This window comes from Streptomyces ferrugineus (assembly GCF_015160855.1).
Lineage (GTDB): Bacteria > Actinomycetota > Actinomycetes > Streptomycetales > Streptomycetaceae > Streptomyces > Streptomyces ferrugineus.
In genome coordinates this window covers 8,854,297-8,868,719 of the sequence record NZ_CP063373.1, presented here as the reverse complement: position 1 = coordinate 8,868,719, position 14,423 = coordinate 8,854,297, and the positions used below count along the sequence as shown (strand labels likewise).

General features: G+C 70.2%; 14 protein-coding genes. 10 read left to right on the top strand and 4 right to left on the bottom strand.

The window, feature by feature from the left end; translation table 11 throughout:
- The first annotated feature begins 23 nt into the window (after positions 1-23).
- The 3 genes from IM697_RS39430 (at position 24) to IM697_RS39420 (ending at position 3,425) form a co-directional block, all read left to right on the top strand.
- Positions 24-1,277, top strand: coding sequence for an N-acylneuraminate cytidylyltransferase (locus IM697_RS39430; protein WP_194041598.1), 1,254 nt, complete (start codon positions 24-26; stop codon positions 1,275-1,277).
- 14 nt (positions 1,278-1,291) lie between these two features.
- Positions 1,292-2,230: an N-acetylneuraminate synthase family protein gene (locus IM697_RS39425; RefSeq protein ID WP_194041596.1), complete on the top strand. Its 939-nt coding sequence runs from the start codon at positions 1,292-1,294 to the stop codon at positions 2,228-2,230.
- Between the two features lie 124 nt (positions 2,231-2,354).
- On the top strand, positions 2,355-3,425 hold the full coding sequence (locus tag IM697_RS39420; protein ID WP_194050060.1) for a hypothetical protein: 1,071 nt from the start codon (positions 2,355-2,357) through the stop codon (positions 3,423-3,425).
- A gap of 94 nt (positions 3,426-3,519) precedes the next feature.
- Here the strand turns inward: IM697_RS39420 and IM697_RS39415 are convergent, their stop codons facing one another.
- The 4 genes from IM697_RS39415 to IM697_RS39400 all read right to left on the bottom strand — a co-directional run bounded on the left by IM697_RS39415 (position 3,520) and on the right by IM697_RS39400 (position 5,435).
- Complete coding sequence (locus tag IM697_RS39415; protein ID WP_194041594.1) at positions 3,520-3,759, bottom strand: hypothetical protein; 240 nt, start codon at positions 3,757-3,759, stop codon at positions 3,520-3,522.
- A 152-nt stretch (positions 3,760-3,911) separates the two neighbouring features.
- Positions 3,912-4,574: a class I SAM-dependent methyltransferase gene (locus IM697_RS39410; protein WP_194041592.1), complete on the bottom strand. Its 663-nt coding sequence runs from the start codon at positions 4,572-4,574 to the stop codon at positions 3,912-3,914.
- An 84-nt stretch (positions 4,575-4,658) separates the two neighbouring features.
- Positions 4,659-4,835: a hypothetical protein gene (locus IM697_RS39405; RefSeq protein ID WP_194041590.1), complete on the bottom strand. Its 177-nt coding sequence runs from the start codon at positions 4,833-4,835 to the stop codon at positions 4,659-4,661.
- Between the two features lie 87 nt (positions 4,836-4,922).
- The gene (locus IM697_RS39400) at positions 4,923-5,435 is read right to left on the bottom strand and encodes a GNAT family N-acetyltransferase (protein ID WP_228044344.1); all 513 of its coding nucleotides are present in this window, start codon (positions 5,433-5,435) and stop codon (positions 4,923-4,925) included.
- A 309-nt stretch (positions 5,436-5,744) separates the two neighbouring features.
- On the opposite strand from IM697_RS39400, the gene IM697_RS39395 reads away from it, so the two are divergent.
- The 7 genes from IM697_RS39395 to IM697_RS39365 all read left to right on the top strand — a co-directional run bounded on the left by IM697_RS39395 (position 5,745) and on the right by IM697_RS39365 (position 14,415).
- Complete coding sequence (locus tag IM697_RS39395; protein WP_194041587.1) at positions 5,745-6,965, top strand: M20 family metallopeptidase; 1,221 nt, start codon at positions 5,745-5,747, stop codon at positions 6,963-6,965.
- Between the two features lie 344 nt (positions 6,966-7,309).
- Complete coding sequence (locus tag IM697_RS39390; RefSeq protein WP_194041585.1) at positions 7,310-8,365, top strand: BMP family lipoprotein; 1,056 nt, start codon at positions 7,310-7,312, stop codon at positions 8,363-8,365.
- A gap of 434 nt (positions 8,366-8,799) precedes the next feature.
- Complete coding sequence (locus tag IM697_RS39385) at positions 8,800-9,849, top strand: BMP family lipoprotein (RefSeq protein ID WP_194041583.1); 1,050 nt, start codon at positions 8,800-8,802, stop codon at positions 9,847-9,849.
- Between the two features lie 219 nt (positions 9,850-10,068).
- Positions 10,069-11,616 (top strand): ABC transporter ATP-binding protein, encoded by a 1,548-nt coding sequence (locus IM697_RS39380; RefSeq protein ID WP_194041581.1) that lies wholly within the window; start codon positions 10,069-10,071, stop codon positions 11,614-11,616.
- Positions 11,616-12,740: an ABC transporter permease gene (locus IM697_RS39375; RefSeq protein WP_194041579.1), complete on the top strand. Its 1,125-nt coding sequence runs from the start codon at positions 11,616-11,618 to the stop codon at positions 12,738-12,740. The genes IM697_RS39380 and IM697_RS39375 overlap by 1 nt, the downstream gene beginning before the upstream one ends.
- A complete protein-coding gene (locus IM697_RS39370) occupies positions 12,737-14,011 on the top strand; it encodes an ABC transporter permease (protein WP_194041577.1) in 1,275 nt (424 codons plus the stop codon). The genes IM697_RS39375 and IM697_RS39370 overlap by 4 nt, the downstream gene beginning before the upstream one ends.
- 59 nt (positions 14,012-14,070) lie before the next feature.
- Entirely contained in the window at positions 14,071-14,415 is a 345-nt protein-coding gene (locus IM697_RS39365) for a cytidine deaminase (RefSeq protein WP_265582757.1), read from the top strand.
- Positions 14,416-14,423 lie beyond the last annotated feature (8 nt).

Here is a 14,423-nt window from a genome sequence, read left to right as displayed (position 1 = left end):
TCCCACATCAAGGAGCAGACCCCATGTCCAACTCGGAAGCAGGTCAGGGCGTGCGACGCGTGCTCGCCGTGATCCCCGCGCGCGGCGGCTCCAAGGGCGTGCCCGCGAAGAACCTCATGCCCGTCGGCGGCGTACCGCTGGTGGCACGCGCCGTGCGCGAGTGCCGGGCTTCGAGACTCGTCACCGACGTCGTCGTCTCCACCGACGACCAGGGCATCGCGGCCGCCGCCCGGCAGGCCGGCGCCGAGGTCGTGCTGCGCCCCGCCGCCATCGCCGGCGACACCGCCACCTCCGAGGCGGCCGTGCTGCACGCGATGGACGCCCACGAGGCGCTGCACGGGGCCCCGGTGGACGTCGTCCTGCTGGTGCAGTGCACCAGCCCGTTCATCGTCCGCGAGGACATCGACGCGGTCGTCAAGGCCATCGTCGCCAACGGCGCCGACACCTCCCTGACCGTCGCCCCCTTCCACGGCTTCGTGTGGCGGCACGGCGACGAGGAGCCGGCCGCCGCCGAGACCGAGCGCGTCGCCGCCGGCGGTGGCTTCGGCGTCAACCACGACAAGTCCTTCCGCCCGCGCCGCCAGGACCGCCCCCAGGACTTCCTGGAGACCGGCGCCGCCTACGCGATGCACGCCGGCGGCTTCCGCGAGCACAAGCACCGCTTCTTCGGCCGCACCGAGCTGGTGCGCACCGACCCCGCCCGGGTGCTGGAGATCGACGATCCGCACGACCTGGCCCGCGCCCGCGCGCTGGCGCCGCTGTTCGACGCGGACCGGCCCGGCGCCCTCCCGACCACGGACGACATCGACGCGGTCGTACTGGACTTCGACGGCACCCAGACCGATGACCGGGTGCTGATCGATGCCGATGGAAAGGAGTTCGTCTCCGTGCACCGCGGAGACGGCCTCGGCATCGCCGCCCTGCGCAAGAGCGGCCTGAAGATGCTGATCCTGTCCACGGAGCAGAACCCGGTCGTTGCCGCCCGCGCACGGAAGCTGCAGATTCCCGTGCTGCACGGCATCGACCGGAAGGACCTCGCACTCAAGCAGTGGTGCGAGGAGCAGGGCATCGCGCCTGAGCGCGTGCTCTACGTCGGCAACGACGTCAACGACCTCCCGTGCTTCGCCCTCGTGGGCTGGCCCGTGGCGGTCGCGAGCGCCCACGACGTCGTGCGCGGCGCCGCACGCGCTGTCACCGCCACACCCGGCGGCGACGGCGCGATCCGAGAGATCGCCAGCTGGATCCTCGGCCCCTCTCTCGATTCCCTCACCAAGTAAGGACATCTTCTGCCATGAGCACCAACTCCCGTCTGCGCTCGTTCGGTTCGCGTGAGGTCGGCCCGGGCAAGCCCGTCTACATCTGCGGTGAGATCGGCATCAACCACAACGGTGAGCTGGAGAACGCCTTCAAGCTCATCGACGCGGCCGCCGAGGCCGGCTGTGACGCCGTGAAGTTCCAGAAGCGCACGCCGGAGATCTGCACCCCGCGCGACCAGTGGGACATCGAGCGCGACACCCCCTGGGGCCGGATGACCTACATCGACTACCGCCACCGCGTGGAGTTCGGTGAGGACGAGTACCGCCAGATCGACGAGTACTGCAAGGAGAAGGGGATCGACTGGTTCGCCTCCCCGTGGGACACCGAGGCCGTCGCCTTCCTGGAGAAGTTCGACGTCCCGGCCCACAAGGTGGCGTCCGCGTCGCTGACCGACGACGAGCTGCTGCGCGCCCTGCGCGCGACGGGTCGGGCGATCATCCTCTCCACGGGCATGTCGACCCCGAAGCAGATCCGCCACGCGGTCGAGGTCCTCGGCTCGGAGAACATCCTCATGTGCCACGCCACCTCGACCTACCCGTCGGTGGCCGAGGAGCTGAACCTGCGTGTGATCAACACGCTGGAGAAGGAGTTCCCGAACGTCCCGATCGGCTACTCCGGCCACGAGACGGGCCTGCAGACCACCCTCGCCGCGGTCGCGCTCGGGGCGACCTTCGTCGAGCGTCACATCACCCTGGACCGCGCGATGTGGGGTTCGGACCAGGCCGCCTCCGTCGAGCCGCAGGGCCTGCAGCGCCTGGTGCGCGACATCCGCACCATCGAGGCCTCCCTCGGTGACGGCGTCAAGAAGGTCTACGACTCCGAGCTCGCCCCGATGAAGAAGCTGCGCCGCGTCGCCGGTGTGGTGGCCGAGGCGGAGATCGCCGCCGCGGCCGGCGAGCCGGTCCAGGTCTGAGACAGCTCCCGCTGAATCCGGGTCCGAGTGCTCCGAACGCGAGCGCTCGGACTCGGAGCCGGTTCCAGCGACTTCTGCATACGAGCGCCGCATGAGCGCCTTACGACGGGACGGTCGTACGTCGATGAGCCCCCGCGCCGGGAACACCGGCCCCCACACTCTCGCCTTCGTCGAGAGCCCGGTACAGCTCCTGAACGTGTTGGAGTGGGCGCACGCCCACGAGCACACCGTCGGCGCGGGGCTGACCCTCGTCGTCCTGTCCCCGATCGACCCCATGACCCGCGGCCAGCTGCGCCGGATGGCCGAGCTGGCGCGCGAGGACGGGCACGAGGTCCGCTGGGAGGAGGCGCGGGGCGGCACGGCGGCCCCGTTCCACACCATCGGCGGCCTGGCGGGCCTGCTGCGCCGGGCGGACCGCGTGGTCCTCGGCGACCCGTTCTCGCGCTACGTCCAACTGCTGCTCACCATCACCAAGGCCCGCGACCTCGTCGTGGTGGACGACGGCACGGCGACGATGGAGTTCGTCGCCCAACTCGCCCGCGGTGAGCGCCTGGTGCGCTGGCACCGCAAGGGCGGCCGCCCCGGACCTCGGGACCTGGTCTTCGCGCCGGTGTCGTCGGCGGCCCGCAAGCGGCTGACGCCGGGTGAGCACCGGGCGGTCGAGATCTTCTCGTCGATGCCGATGGACGAGACCCCGGACGGTGTGAAGGTCACCCCCAACACCTTCGCCTGGACCCGCGACCGCTTCGGCCCGCCGCGCATCACCAAGGGCGCGGACATGGTGGGCACGTCCCTGGTCGAGACCGGCGTGGTGGACGGCGACCGCTATCTGGAGGCCGTCCGCTCCCTGGCCAGGACACACGGCGCCACGCGCTACTTCGCGCACCGCCGGGAGAGCGCGGACAAGCTCCACCGGCTCGCGGTGGAGACGGGGTTGGAGGTCGTGCGGCCCGATCTGCCGCTGGAGCTGATCGCCCGGAGGGGGCCCATCGGCCGTACGATCCTGAGCTTCCCGTCGACCGTCGTGCACACCCTGCCGCTGGCGCTGTCGGGCACGCAGGTGCGGGTGGCGGTGTGTGACATCGACCCGGCGTGGCTGACCGAGAACGCCTCGCCGCGGGCGCAGGGGTTCCTGTCCGGGGTGACCGGGACCGCGCGGGACGTGCATCGGCTGTCGGCGGTCACGGCGGTGTAGGGCCGCCGGCCCGCGATGCGCGGTATCGGGAGGCCCCTGCCCCGCACCACGGGCAACGCGGCGCGGGGCGGGCATTGATGGCACGGCCCAGCCGTCAGCGCAGACCGAGAACGGACTGGCCCTGGTCGAAGCCGGAGGCTTCCTGGTCGGAGCCGGTCGCGTCCTGGCCGAAGCCGGACATGCCCTGGCCGAACTCGGGCGTGGCGGGGGAGCTGTTCCCGAATCCACTTCCGAAGTTGCTCATCTCGTCGTCGTCAGCGAGGGCCTGGCCCGCGCCGCCGAGCAGAACGGTCCCGGCAAGAGCGACCGCGGCCAGCACGGTTGGTGCACGCATCAGCGTCTCCTTAGGTGGGTGTGTGTTCGGCGTAGGTATGCCGTCGGTCCACCTGCGAGTAGCGCCGATGTGCGGACAAGCACCCGATTAGGGGCGCACATGGAGCTGCCCGGATCAGGACCCTCGCCCGGATCACGCCGACTCGCGCGCCCCTACGCCGCTCTCCGCGCCAGCAGGAACGCCCGCGGCCGCTTCTCCTCGCCCAGCGGTTCGCGCAGGACACGGGCCTGGGGCCGGATGCCGGCCTTGGTCAGGGCGTCAGCCATGGTGTCGGGGGTGCGCCAGTAGCAGTCGAGCGAGATCTCCTCGCCGAAGCGCTCCGAGAGGTGCGTACGGTCATCGGTGTCGCCCGACTGGAAGGCGAGCAGGACATGGCCGCCGGGCCGCAGCACGCGGTGGAACTCGGCGAACGCCCTGGGCAGGTGATCGTCGGGGACATGGATGACCGAGTACAGGGCGAGGATTCCGCCGAGTGTCTCGTCCGGCAGGTCCAGCGCCGTCATCGAGCCCACGTGGAACCGGAGTTGGGGATGGGCGCGGCGGGCCAGGGCCACCATGCGCGGAGAGATGTCGACGCCGAAGACCGGGACGTCGAGGGCGTGGAGGTGCGCGGTCACGGAGCCGGGTCCGCTGCCGAGGTCGGCGACGGGGGCCGGGGCGTGCTCGCGGGCCAGCTCGGCGAAGGCGGTGACCAGCGAGCGGTCCAGGGTGGGGCTGTCGGCGGGCCAGTCGGAGAAGCGGTCGGTGTAGGCGGGGGCGATGGCGTCGTACGAGGCCCGGGTGGCCTCCAGGAAGTCCGCGGTCACGGGGCGCACCCTAGTGCGGCCGGTGGACGGGCGTCCGGGAGTTCACCCGGGCGGCGCCGGGAGTTCCCGACCACAGCATGCAGTTGGCGGCCCTCAGCCGTCGGCCGGCTGAATGAGACGCGTCGCGATCGCCACGACCGCCAGCGCGCCGGCGATCACGCGGAGCCCCGCCGGACCGGGCCACATGTTCCGCCTGGCCGCCGGCTGCATGTCCCACATCAGCCGCGCCACGCCCCCGTAGTCGCAGGCGATCAGGAGCAGTGCCACCACCGGCAGCGCCTAGACCCACTCGATGCGCAACGCCCCTCCCCACACGTCGGAGCGGGTTCGGATCCCGGCTCCCCAACCTCCGGTTGATCAACAGGGGATGGTCAACCGCAGTCGAACGTAGTCCCGGCCGAGCGGTCCGGGACGACGGGAGCCGTCCGGCCGCCAGCCCTGCCGGGCGTAGAACGCCTGCGCCCGCGCGTTGGCCTCCCAGCACTCCACCACGCCCTCGGTGAGCCCGTCCGCCCGCAGCCGCCGCACGAACGCCGCGTGCAGCAGACCGCCGACGCCGCGCCCCCAGCCCGTCGGGTCGACGCCGATCTGCTGGAGCTCACGCACCGACGCGGCGGCGATGTCGTCGAACTTCGGCGACCCTGCCATGAGGAAGCCGACGACGCGGCCCCCGGACGCGGCGGCCACCTGCGCACGGCCTTCGTCGACCGCGCGCTGCCAGTAGCCGCTGATGCGTTCCGCACCGGCCAGCTCCTGCGCGGGCAACCCGCCCGCCGTGTAGTACGCCGTACGGGTACGGGTGTGGAGCGCGGCCAGGGCGTGGGCCTCCTCGGTGCGGGCCGGCCGGATGCTGATCTGCGTATCGATCACGCCGTCGAAGACGCTCCGAGCGGGCTCCCGGTTCTTATGGGGCCGTCGGGCAGGGATCCCGACAGGTGAACACAACCGACGGTTCTGTGCGCGGCGTGGTATCCGTGGAGTGTGGGTGGCCGGCATCGTCACTCTCCGTCTCCGTCGATTTCATGATCGACTCGGCGGAAGGGCGGGCGAGTTTACCCACCCAAAACGATACCTATGCGTCGGGCGGCCAGATTTTCTTCCCCAAACGGGTTGAACTTTTGTTGATCGAGGGTCAGTTGGCCACCTCGGCGTCCTACCCTTCAGAGGGTGAACCAACTGATGTCCCCAGAGTCCGAAGCCGATCAACCCGGGGAAGCGGTCCTTCCCGGCACCCTGCCGGAGGCGCTCCGTGCCGAACTCGTGGAGTTCCGGCGCGACTTGCACATGCACCCCGAGCTCGGCAACCAGGAGTTCCGCACGACCGCCGCGATCAAGGCCCGGCTGGAGAAGGCCGGCCTGAGGCCCCGCGTGCTCGCCCTCGGAACCGGGCTCATCTGCGACATCGGGGAGTGGGACGGCGGGCGCCCCATGCTCGCCCTGCGCGCCGACATCGACGCCCTGCCCATCCCGGACACGAAGAGTGAGTGCCCGTACCGCTCGACCGTGCCCGACCGGGCGCACGCGTGCGGTCACGATGTGCATACGACCGTGGTGCTGGGGGCCGGCCTCGTCCTGGCCGAGCTGCACCGGCGCGGGCAGCTGCCCCGACCCGTCCGGCTGGTCTTCCAGCCCGCCGAGGAGGTGCTCCCCGGAGGCGCCGCCGACGTCGTCGAGTGCGGGGTGCTGGAGGGCGTGGGGCGGATCCTCGCCGTGCACTGCGACCCCAGGGTGGACGCCGGGAAGATCGGCCTGCGGGAGGGCGCCATCACCTCCGCCTGCGACCGGCTCGAAATCTCCCTCGACGGGCCGGGTGGGCACACCGCACGCCCCCACCTCACGACCGACCTCGTCACCGCCGCCGCCCGCGTCGTCACCGATGTGCCCGCGCTGGTCGCCCGGCGTGCCGACGCCCGCAGCGGGCTCGCGGTGACCTGGGGCCGCATCGACTCCGGCCACGCGCCCAACGTCATCCCGCAGCACGCCGAGCTGTCCGGGACCGTGCGCTGCCTCGACCTCGACACCTGGCGGCAGGCGCCGGACCTCGTCGTCGCCGCGATCGACGAGATCGCCAACCTGCACCGCGCCAAGTCGGAGATCAACTACGTCCGGGGCGTCCCGCCCGTCGTCAACGACCCGGCCGCGACCGAACTGCTGCGCGAGGCCATGGCCGCCCGCTGCGGCGCCGACTCCGTCGAGGGCACCGAGCAGAGCCTCGGCGGCGAGGACTTCTCCTGGTACCTGGAGCATGTGCCCGGCGCCATGGCCCGGCTCGGGGTGCGTGCGCCGGACGACCGGATCGTGCGTGACCTGCACCAGGGCGACTTCGATGTCGACGAGTCCGCCATCACGGTGGGCGTGGAGATGTTCACGGCGGCCGCGCTGATCGACGCCGCGGACTAGAGACCAGCCGGAGCGCCATCGCCGTTAGGGGTGCGGGTGGTCTCGCGGCCGGCGGTCCGTTGTGGCTGGTCGCGCCCACGTGGCGGAGCCGCATATCGATACGGCCCCGCGCCCCTGCGGCGTTCCGGTTGCGGTAGGCGAGCAGCGGAGGGAGTCTGGGCCCATGTCGGGCGGCCCTGGGTGTCATCTGCGCGGTTTCGATCCGGTGGTTCACAAGGCCGTAACCGGCCATCGGCACGAATGGATAACAGCAGGGGGAAACCCCGTTCCCAGGAGTGTCTACGCGCGTTAATGTGCGCCGAACTCAGCACCCACTGCGGGGCTTGGAGAATGGGGACTTCACGATGCGTCGGACATCCAAACTGACCCGTGTCGCGGTGGGGGTCGCGTCGATCGCGCTCGCTGCCACGGCGTGCGGTGGCACCAGCAGCGAAAACGGCGGCGGCAGCGACGGCGGCGGCGACACCAAGGGTCTCGCCATCGCGTACGACATCGGCGGCAAGGGCGACCAGTCCTTCAACGACGCCGCGTACGCCGGTCTGCAGAAGGCCCAGAAGGAGTTCAACTACAAGACGGCCGACATCGAGCCCACCGAGGGCGAGACGGACGCCGACAAGGAGCAGCGGCTGGCGTCGCTGGCCAAGCAGGGCTACAACCCGGTGATCGGCGTCGGCTTCGCCTACGGTCCCGCGATGGAGGCCGTGGCCAAGAAGTACCCGAAGACCACCTTCGGCATCGTCGACTCGGTCGTCGAGGGCGACAACGTCGCCTCCCTCGTCTTCGCCGAGGAGCAGGCCTCGTACCTCGCCGGTGTCGCGGCGGCCAAGGCCACCAAGACCAACACGGTCGGCTTCGTGGGCGGTGTGGACATCCCGCTGATCCACAAGTTCGAGGCCGGCTACAAGCAGGGCGTCCAGGACACCAGCGGCGGCAAGGTCAAGGTCGTCTCGCAGTACCTGACCCAGACCGCGGAGGAGGGCGGCTTCTCCAGCCCCGACAAGGGCAAGGCCGCCGCCGAGGGCCAGATCGAGAAGAAGGCCGACGTCCTCTACCAGGCGGCCGGTCTGTCCGGCCAGGGCGTGATCGAGGCGGCCGCCAAGGCCAAGGTCTGGGCGATCGGCGTCGACTCCGACCAGTACGAGCAGGCCGCCCTGTCGGCGTACAAGAACTACATCCTCACCTCCGCCCTCAAGGACGTCGGCGGCGCGGTCTACACGCTGGCCAAGTCCGTGGAGGACGGCAAGCCGCTGACCGGCACCCAGACCTTCGACCTGAAGGTCAACGGCGTCGGCCTGTCCGAGTCCAACCCGGAGTTCGCGAAGATCGCGGGTCTCTCGGACGCCGTGGCGAAGGCCAAGGAAGGCATCATCGACGGCTCCATCAAGGTCAAGACCGAGTAGTCGCGGTCGTACATCTCTGAAGCGGGCGGGCATCCGGGGGGTGCCCGCCCGCTTCGCCGTCCCGTAGCCGTCGGCGGGCCCTTGGTCAAGGCCGCGCGTGCTGTTGGCCACGGGCGCATAACAAGGTGGACAGAAGGGTTTTCCCGGCAGGTCTACGCGCGTTACTCTGCGACGAAAGCCAGCGCCGTAGCTGCAAGCCGTACCGGGCTGTACCGTCCGGCGCTGGGCGAACCCGGAGAAGTGCAGGCACGTCCCCACGCCGCCCGGCACGCACTCTCGCTGCACCGGCCAAAGGTCCTGGTAGCTCCGCTACGAGGACCTTCGTCCGGCACACCGAGGGCAGGCACCGGCTGTGACATCAGCCGCCGCCGCGGCGGGCGCGGGAGCGCACCCGCACTTCTCCGGCCACGCCAGTACGACAGGAGTACTCACACATGCGCCGGATTTCCCGGATCACGGTCGCAGGCGCAGCGACCGCCTCTCTGGCCCTCGCCCTCTCCGCCTGCGGCGGCACCTCGACCGAGGCCTCGTCGGACTCGAAGGGGGGCGACAAGGGGCTCGCCATCGCGTACGACGTCGGCGGAAAGGGTGACCAGTCCTTCAACGACGCCGCGTTCGCGGGCCTGGAGCAGGCGAAGAAGGAGTTCGGGTACAAGACCGCCGACGTCGAGCCCACCGAGGGCGAGACGGACGCCGACAAGGAGCAGCGCCTGGCCTCGCTGGCCAAGCAGGGCTACAACCCGGTGATCGGCGTCGGCTACGCGTACGCCGCCGCCGTGAAGGGCGCCGCTCAGAAGTTCCCCGACACCACCTTCGGCATCGTCGACGACTCCACCGTCGAGTCGAAGAACGTCGCCGACCTGGTCTTCTCCGAGGAGGAGGCCTCGTACCTGGCCGGCGTCGCCGCCGCCAAGAGCACCAAGACGAACACGGTCGGCTTCGTGGGCGGTGTGGACATTCCGCTGATCCACAAGTTCCAGGCCGGCTTCGAGCAGGGCGTCAAGGACACCAACCCCAAGGCCAAGGTCCTCACCCAGTACCTCACGCAGACCGCGGAGGAGGGTGGCTTCTCCAGCCCGGACAAGGGCAAGTCGGCCGCCGAGGGCCAGATCGAGAAGAAGGCCGACGTCGTCTACGCCGCCGCCGGTCTGTCCGGCCAGGGCGTCATCGAGGCCGCCGCCGCCAACAAGGTGTGGGCCATCGGAGTCGACTCCGACCAGTACAACCAGGAAGCCCTGGCCAAGTACAAGGACTCCATCCTGACCTCGGCGATGAAGGACGTCGCCAAGGCGGTGTACAACCTGGCGAAGTCGGTCGAGGACGGCAAGCCCGAGACCGGTATCGTTCGTGGCGATCTGAAGACCGGCGAGGTGAGCCTGTCGAACTCCAACCCGAAGTTCGCGGACAACGCCGAGGTCCAGGAAGCCATCAAGACGGCCAAGGAGAAGATCATCAGCGGCGAGATCAAGGTCGCGACCAGCTGAGCACTGCCACACCCTGAGCAGCGGTAACCCCGGGGTTACGTCCGCTCAACGGGGTACGGGGAGGCTTTTCGAGGGCTTTCCCCGTACCCCGTTGTCAGCGGTGCGTCGGCCCCTTTCAGGCCATAGGGGCGCTACGCGCGTAGACGACCCCCGTCCCCAGGAGAGTGCGCCATAAACGCGTCCAGCAGCCCTCCGGCCGGCGCGGCGGTCAACGGTCAGGTGACCGCCGTCGAGCTCGCCGGAATCACCAAGCGTTTCCCGGGCGTCGTGGCCAACCACGACATCCACCTCACCGTCCGCAAGGGCACCGTCCACGCCCTCGTCGGCGAGAACGGCGCCGGCAAGTCGACGCTGATGAAGATCCTCTACGGCATGCAGAAGCCGGACGAGGGCACCATCGCGATCGACGGCGAGCAGGTCTCCTTCTCGTCGCCGGCCGACGCCATCGCCCGCGGCATCGGCATGGTCCACCAGCACTTCATGCTCGCGGACAACCTCACCGTCCTCGAGAACGTGGTGCTCGGCAGCGAGCAGCTCTACGGCATCGGCGCCAAGGCCCGCCGGAAGATCAAGGAGATCTCCGACCGCTACGGCCTCGGCGTGCAGCCCGACCGGCTGGTCGAGGAGCTCGGCGTCGCCGCCCGCCAGCGCGTGGAGATCCTCAAGGTCCTCTACCGCGGCGCCACCACGCTGATCCTCGACGAGCCGACCGCCGTGCTCGTCCCGCAGGAGGTCGACGCCCTCTTCGACAACCTGCGCGAGCTCAAGGCCGAGGGCCTGTCGGTCATCTTCATCTCCCACAAGCTGGGCGAGGTGCTCTCCGTCGCCGACGAGATCACCGTCATCCGCCGCGGCACCACGGTCGGAACCGCGGTCCCCGCCGAGACCACCGCGAAGCAGCTCGCCGAGATGATGGTCGGCAGCGAGCTGCCCACGCCGGAGACCGCCGAGTCCACGGTCACCGACCGACCGGTCATCACCGTCGACAAGCTGCGCCTGGAGGCGCTGGGCGGCAAGGCCCTCCTGGACGACATCACCTTCACCATCCACGCGGGCGAGGTCCTGGGCATCGCCGGCGTCGAGGGCAACGGCCAGACCGAGCTGGTCGACGCGCTCATCGGCCTCAGGCACGCCGACTCCGGCACGATCACCATGATCGACCAGGAGATCACCGGCTGGACCACCCGCAAGCGCCGCGAGCAGGGCATCGGCTACATCCCCGAGGACCGCCACCGCCACGGCCTGCTCCTGGAGGCCCCCCTCTGGGAGAACCGCATCCTCGGCCATGTCACCGAGGAGCCCCTGGCCAAGGGCATCTGGCTGGACCCGAAGGCCGCGCGGGACGACACCCGCCGCATCGTCGAGGCGTACGACGTCCGCACGCCCGGCATCGACGTCACCGCCGCCTCCCTGTCCGGCGGCAACCAGCAGAAGCTGATCGTCGGCCGCGAGATGAGCCACACGCCACGCTTCCTGATCGCCGCCCACCCCACCCGCGGTGTGGACGTCGGCGCGCAGGCCGCGATCTGGGACCACATCCGCGAGGCCCGCCGCGAGGGCCTGGCCGTGCTGCTGATCTCCGCCGACCTGGACGAGCTGATCGGCCTGTCCGACACCCTCCGCGTGATCTACAACGGCAAGCTGGTCGCGGACGCCGACCCGGCCACCGTCACACCGGAGGAGCTCGGCTCGGCGATGACGGGTGCCGCCTCCGGCCACCTGGAGCACGAAGAAACCTCTGAGCCCGGCGAAGACGAGGCCCGCTGATGAAGAAGTTCGACAAGGAGCGCGTGCTCCTCGCGGTGGCCGGACCGGTCATCGCGCTCGCCGTGGCCTTTGTGCTCACCGCGATCGTGCTGGTCGCCTCGGGCAAGAGCCCGGTCGAGCCGTACACCCTGATGTTCGAGCAGATCGGCTTCTCGGACATCCAGGTGCTGGTCATCAACCAGGCGTCGATGTACTACATCGCGGCCCTGGCGGTGGCCATCGGCTTCCGGATGAACCTGTTCAACATCGGCGTGGACGGCCAGTACCAGCTCGCCGCCATGATGGCCGCCATCGTCGGCGCCCACATGAACCTGCCGGCCGCGATCCAGATCCCGCTGCTGCTCTTGACCGCCGTCTTCACCGGCGCCTTCTGGTCCGGCATCGCCGGTGTCCTCAAGGTCACCCGCGGCGTCAGCGAGGTCGTCGCGACGATCATGCTGAACGCGATCGCCACCTCCGTGATCGCCTACCTGTGGCTGCCGAACGTCTTCGGCGTCAAGGTCGGCAACAACAACACCACCGGCGAGATGCACGAGTCCGGCTGGGTCCCCGGCATCGACATGGGCGACGCCGGTGAGATCTACGGCCTGGTCTTCCTCGCCGTGCTGCTCGGCATCGGCTACTGGGTCGTCCTCAACCGCACCCGCTTCGGCTTCGACCTGCGCGCGTCCGGCGCCTCGCAGACCGCCGCCGCGGCCAGCGGCGTGGATCCGGGGCGCATGGTCCTGACCGCCATGCTGCTCTCCGGCGGCATCGCGGGCCTGGCCGGTCTGCCGATCCTGCTCGGCGACACCCACACCTACAGCCTGAACTTCCCCACCGGCATCGGCTTCCTCGGCATCGGCATCGCCCTGCTCGGCCGCAACAGCCCCGTCGGCATCGCGTTCGCCGCCCTGCTGTGGGCCTGGCTCGACAAGGCCTCGCCCGAGCTGGACTTCCACGGATACGACAAGGAGATCGCGGTCATCATGCAGGGCCTGATCGTGCTCTCGGTCGTCGTCTCGTACGAGGCCGTCCGCGAGTGGGGCCTGCGTCGCCAGCAGCGCCAGGTCGGCGCCGAACTGGCCGCCGGTCACGTCCTCGGCGGCGACAACAACACCACGAAGGAGGTGGCTGGCCGATGACCGCCCCGACCTCGGCGACCGACGTCAACCAGCCCACGCTGCAGCCCGCGGCACCGACCGGCCGCCGCCTCTCGTGGCCCGTCCTGCTGCTGGTCATCGCCGGAGCCCTGGCGCTGACCTCGATCGTCCGCATCATCACCGGCGCCGACGGCATCACCAACGTCAGCCAGATGTCCACCGCGCTCCAGCTCGCCGTGCCGATCGGCCTCGCCGGTCTGGGCGGTCTGTGGGCCGAGCGGGCGGGCGTCATCAACATCGGCCTCGAGGGCATGATGATCCTCGGCACCTGGTTCGGTGCCTGGGCCGGCTTCCAGTGGGGACCGTGGACCGGTGTCGTCGTCGGCATCATCGGCGGCTGCATCGGCGGCATCCTGCACGCCATCGCCACCATCACCTTCAGGGTCAACCACATCGTCTCCGGTGTGGCGATCAACATCCTCGCCCTCGGCATCACCCGCTACCTCGCGCCCCTCGCCTTCGAGGGCCACGCGGGCGGCTCCGCCAAGCAGTCCCCGGCCGTCGACTCCCTCGGCCACTTCACGGTCCCCGGCCTGTCCGACGGGCTGCGGGACCTGAACAACCAGGGCTGGTTCTTCATCTCGGACATCGCCGGCCTGCTCGGCGGTCTGGTCACCGACGTCTCCTGGCTGACCCTGATCGCGATCGCCCTGATCCCGGGCACCTGGTGGATCCTGTGGCGCACCGCCTTCGGTCTGCGCCTGCGCTCCTGCGGTGAGAACCCGGTGGCGGCCGAGTCCCTCGGCGTGAACGTCTACAAGTACAAGTACCTCGCCGTGATCATCTCCGGCGGCCTGGCCGGCCTCGGCGGCGTCTTCCTGTCCATCGTCGCCAACCCCTTCTATCTGGAGGGCCAGGTCAGCGGCCGCGGCTACATCGGCCTCGCCGCGATGATCTTCGGCAACTGGATGCCGGGCGGCCTCGCCCTGGGCGCCGGGCTCTTCGGCTACACCGACAGCCTCAACCTGCGCGGCGGCTCCACGAACGTCCACGCGCTGCTGCTGCTCGGCGCGCTCCTGCTGATCATCGGCGCGATCTGGCTCGTGATCCGCAAGAAGTACGCCCCGGCGATGATCACCGCGGTGGTCGGCGCCCTGGTGTTCGCCTGGTACGCCACCACCAACGAGGTGCCCAACCAGGTCGTCTCCGCCACGCCGTACGTCATCACCCTCATCGTCCTCACACTGTCCGCGCAGCGCCTGCGGATGCCGAAGGCGAACGGCCTGCCGTACCGGAAGGGTCAGGGCAAGTGACCCCGGCCGCCGCCCACGACATCGACTGGGACCGGCTGCGCGCGGCGGCGCGGGACGCCATGTCCCGCGCGTACGCCCCGTACTCCGGCTACCCGGTCGGCGTCGCGGCCCTGGTGGACGACGGCCGCACGATCACCGGCTGCAACGTCGAGAACGCCTCCTACGGCCTCTCCCTGTGCGCCGAGTGCGGACTGGTATCGGAGCTGCAGAACACGGGGGGCGGCCGGCTGACCCACTTCGCGTGCGTGGACCGCGACGGCGAACCCCTGGTCCCGTGTGGGCGCTGCCGCCAGCTGCTCCACGAGTTCGGCGGCCCGGACCTGCTGCTTCAGACCCCGGCGGGGATCCTGCCGCTGTCTCAGATGCTGCCCCAGGCGTTCGGCCCGGACCACCTCAGCAAGTAACTCCCGTA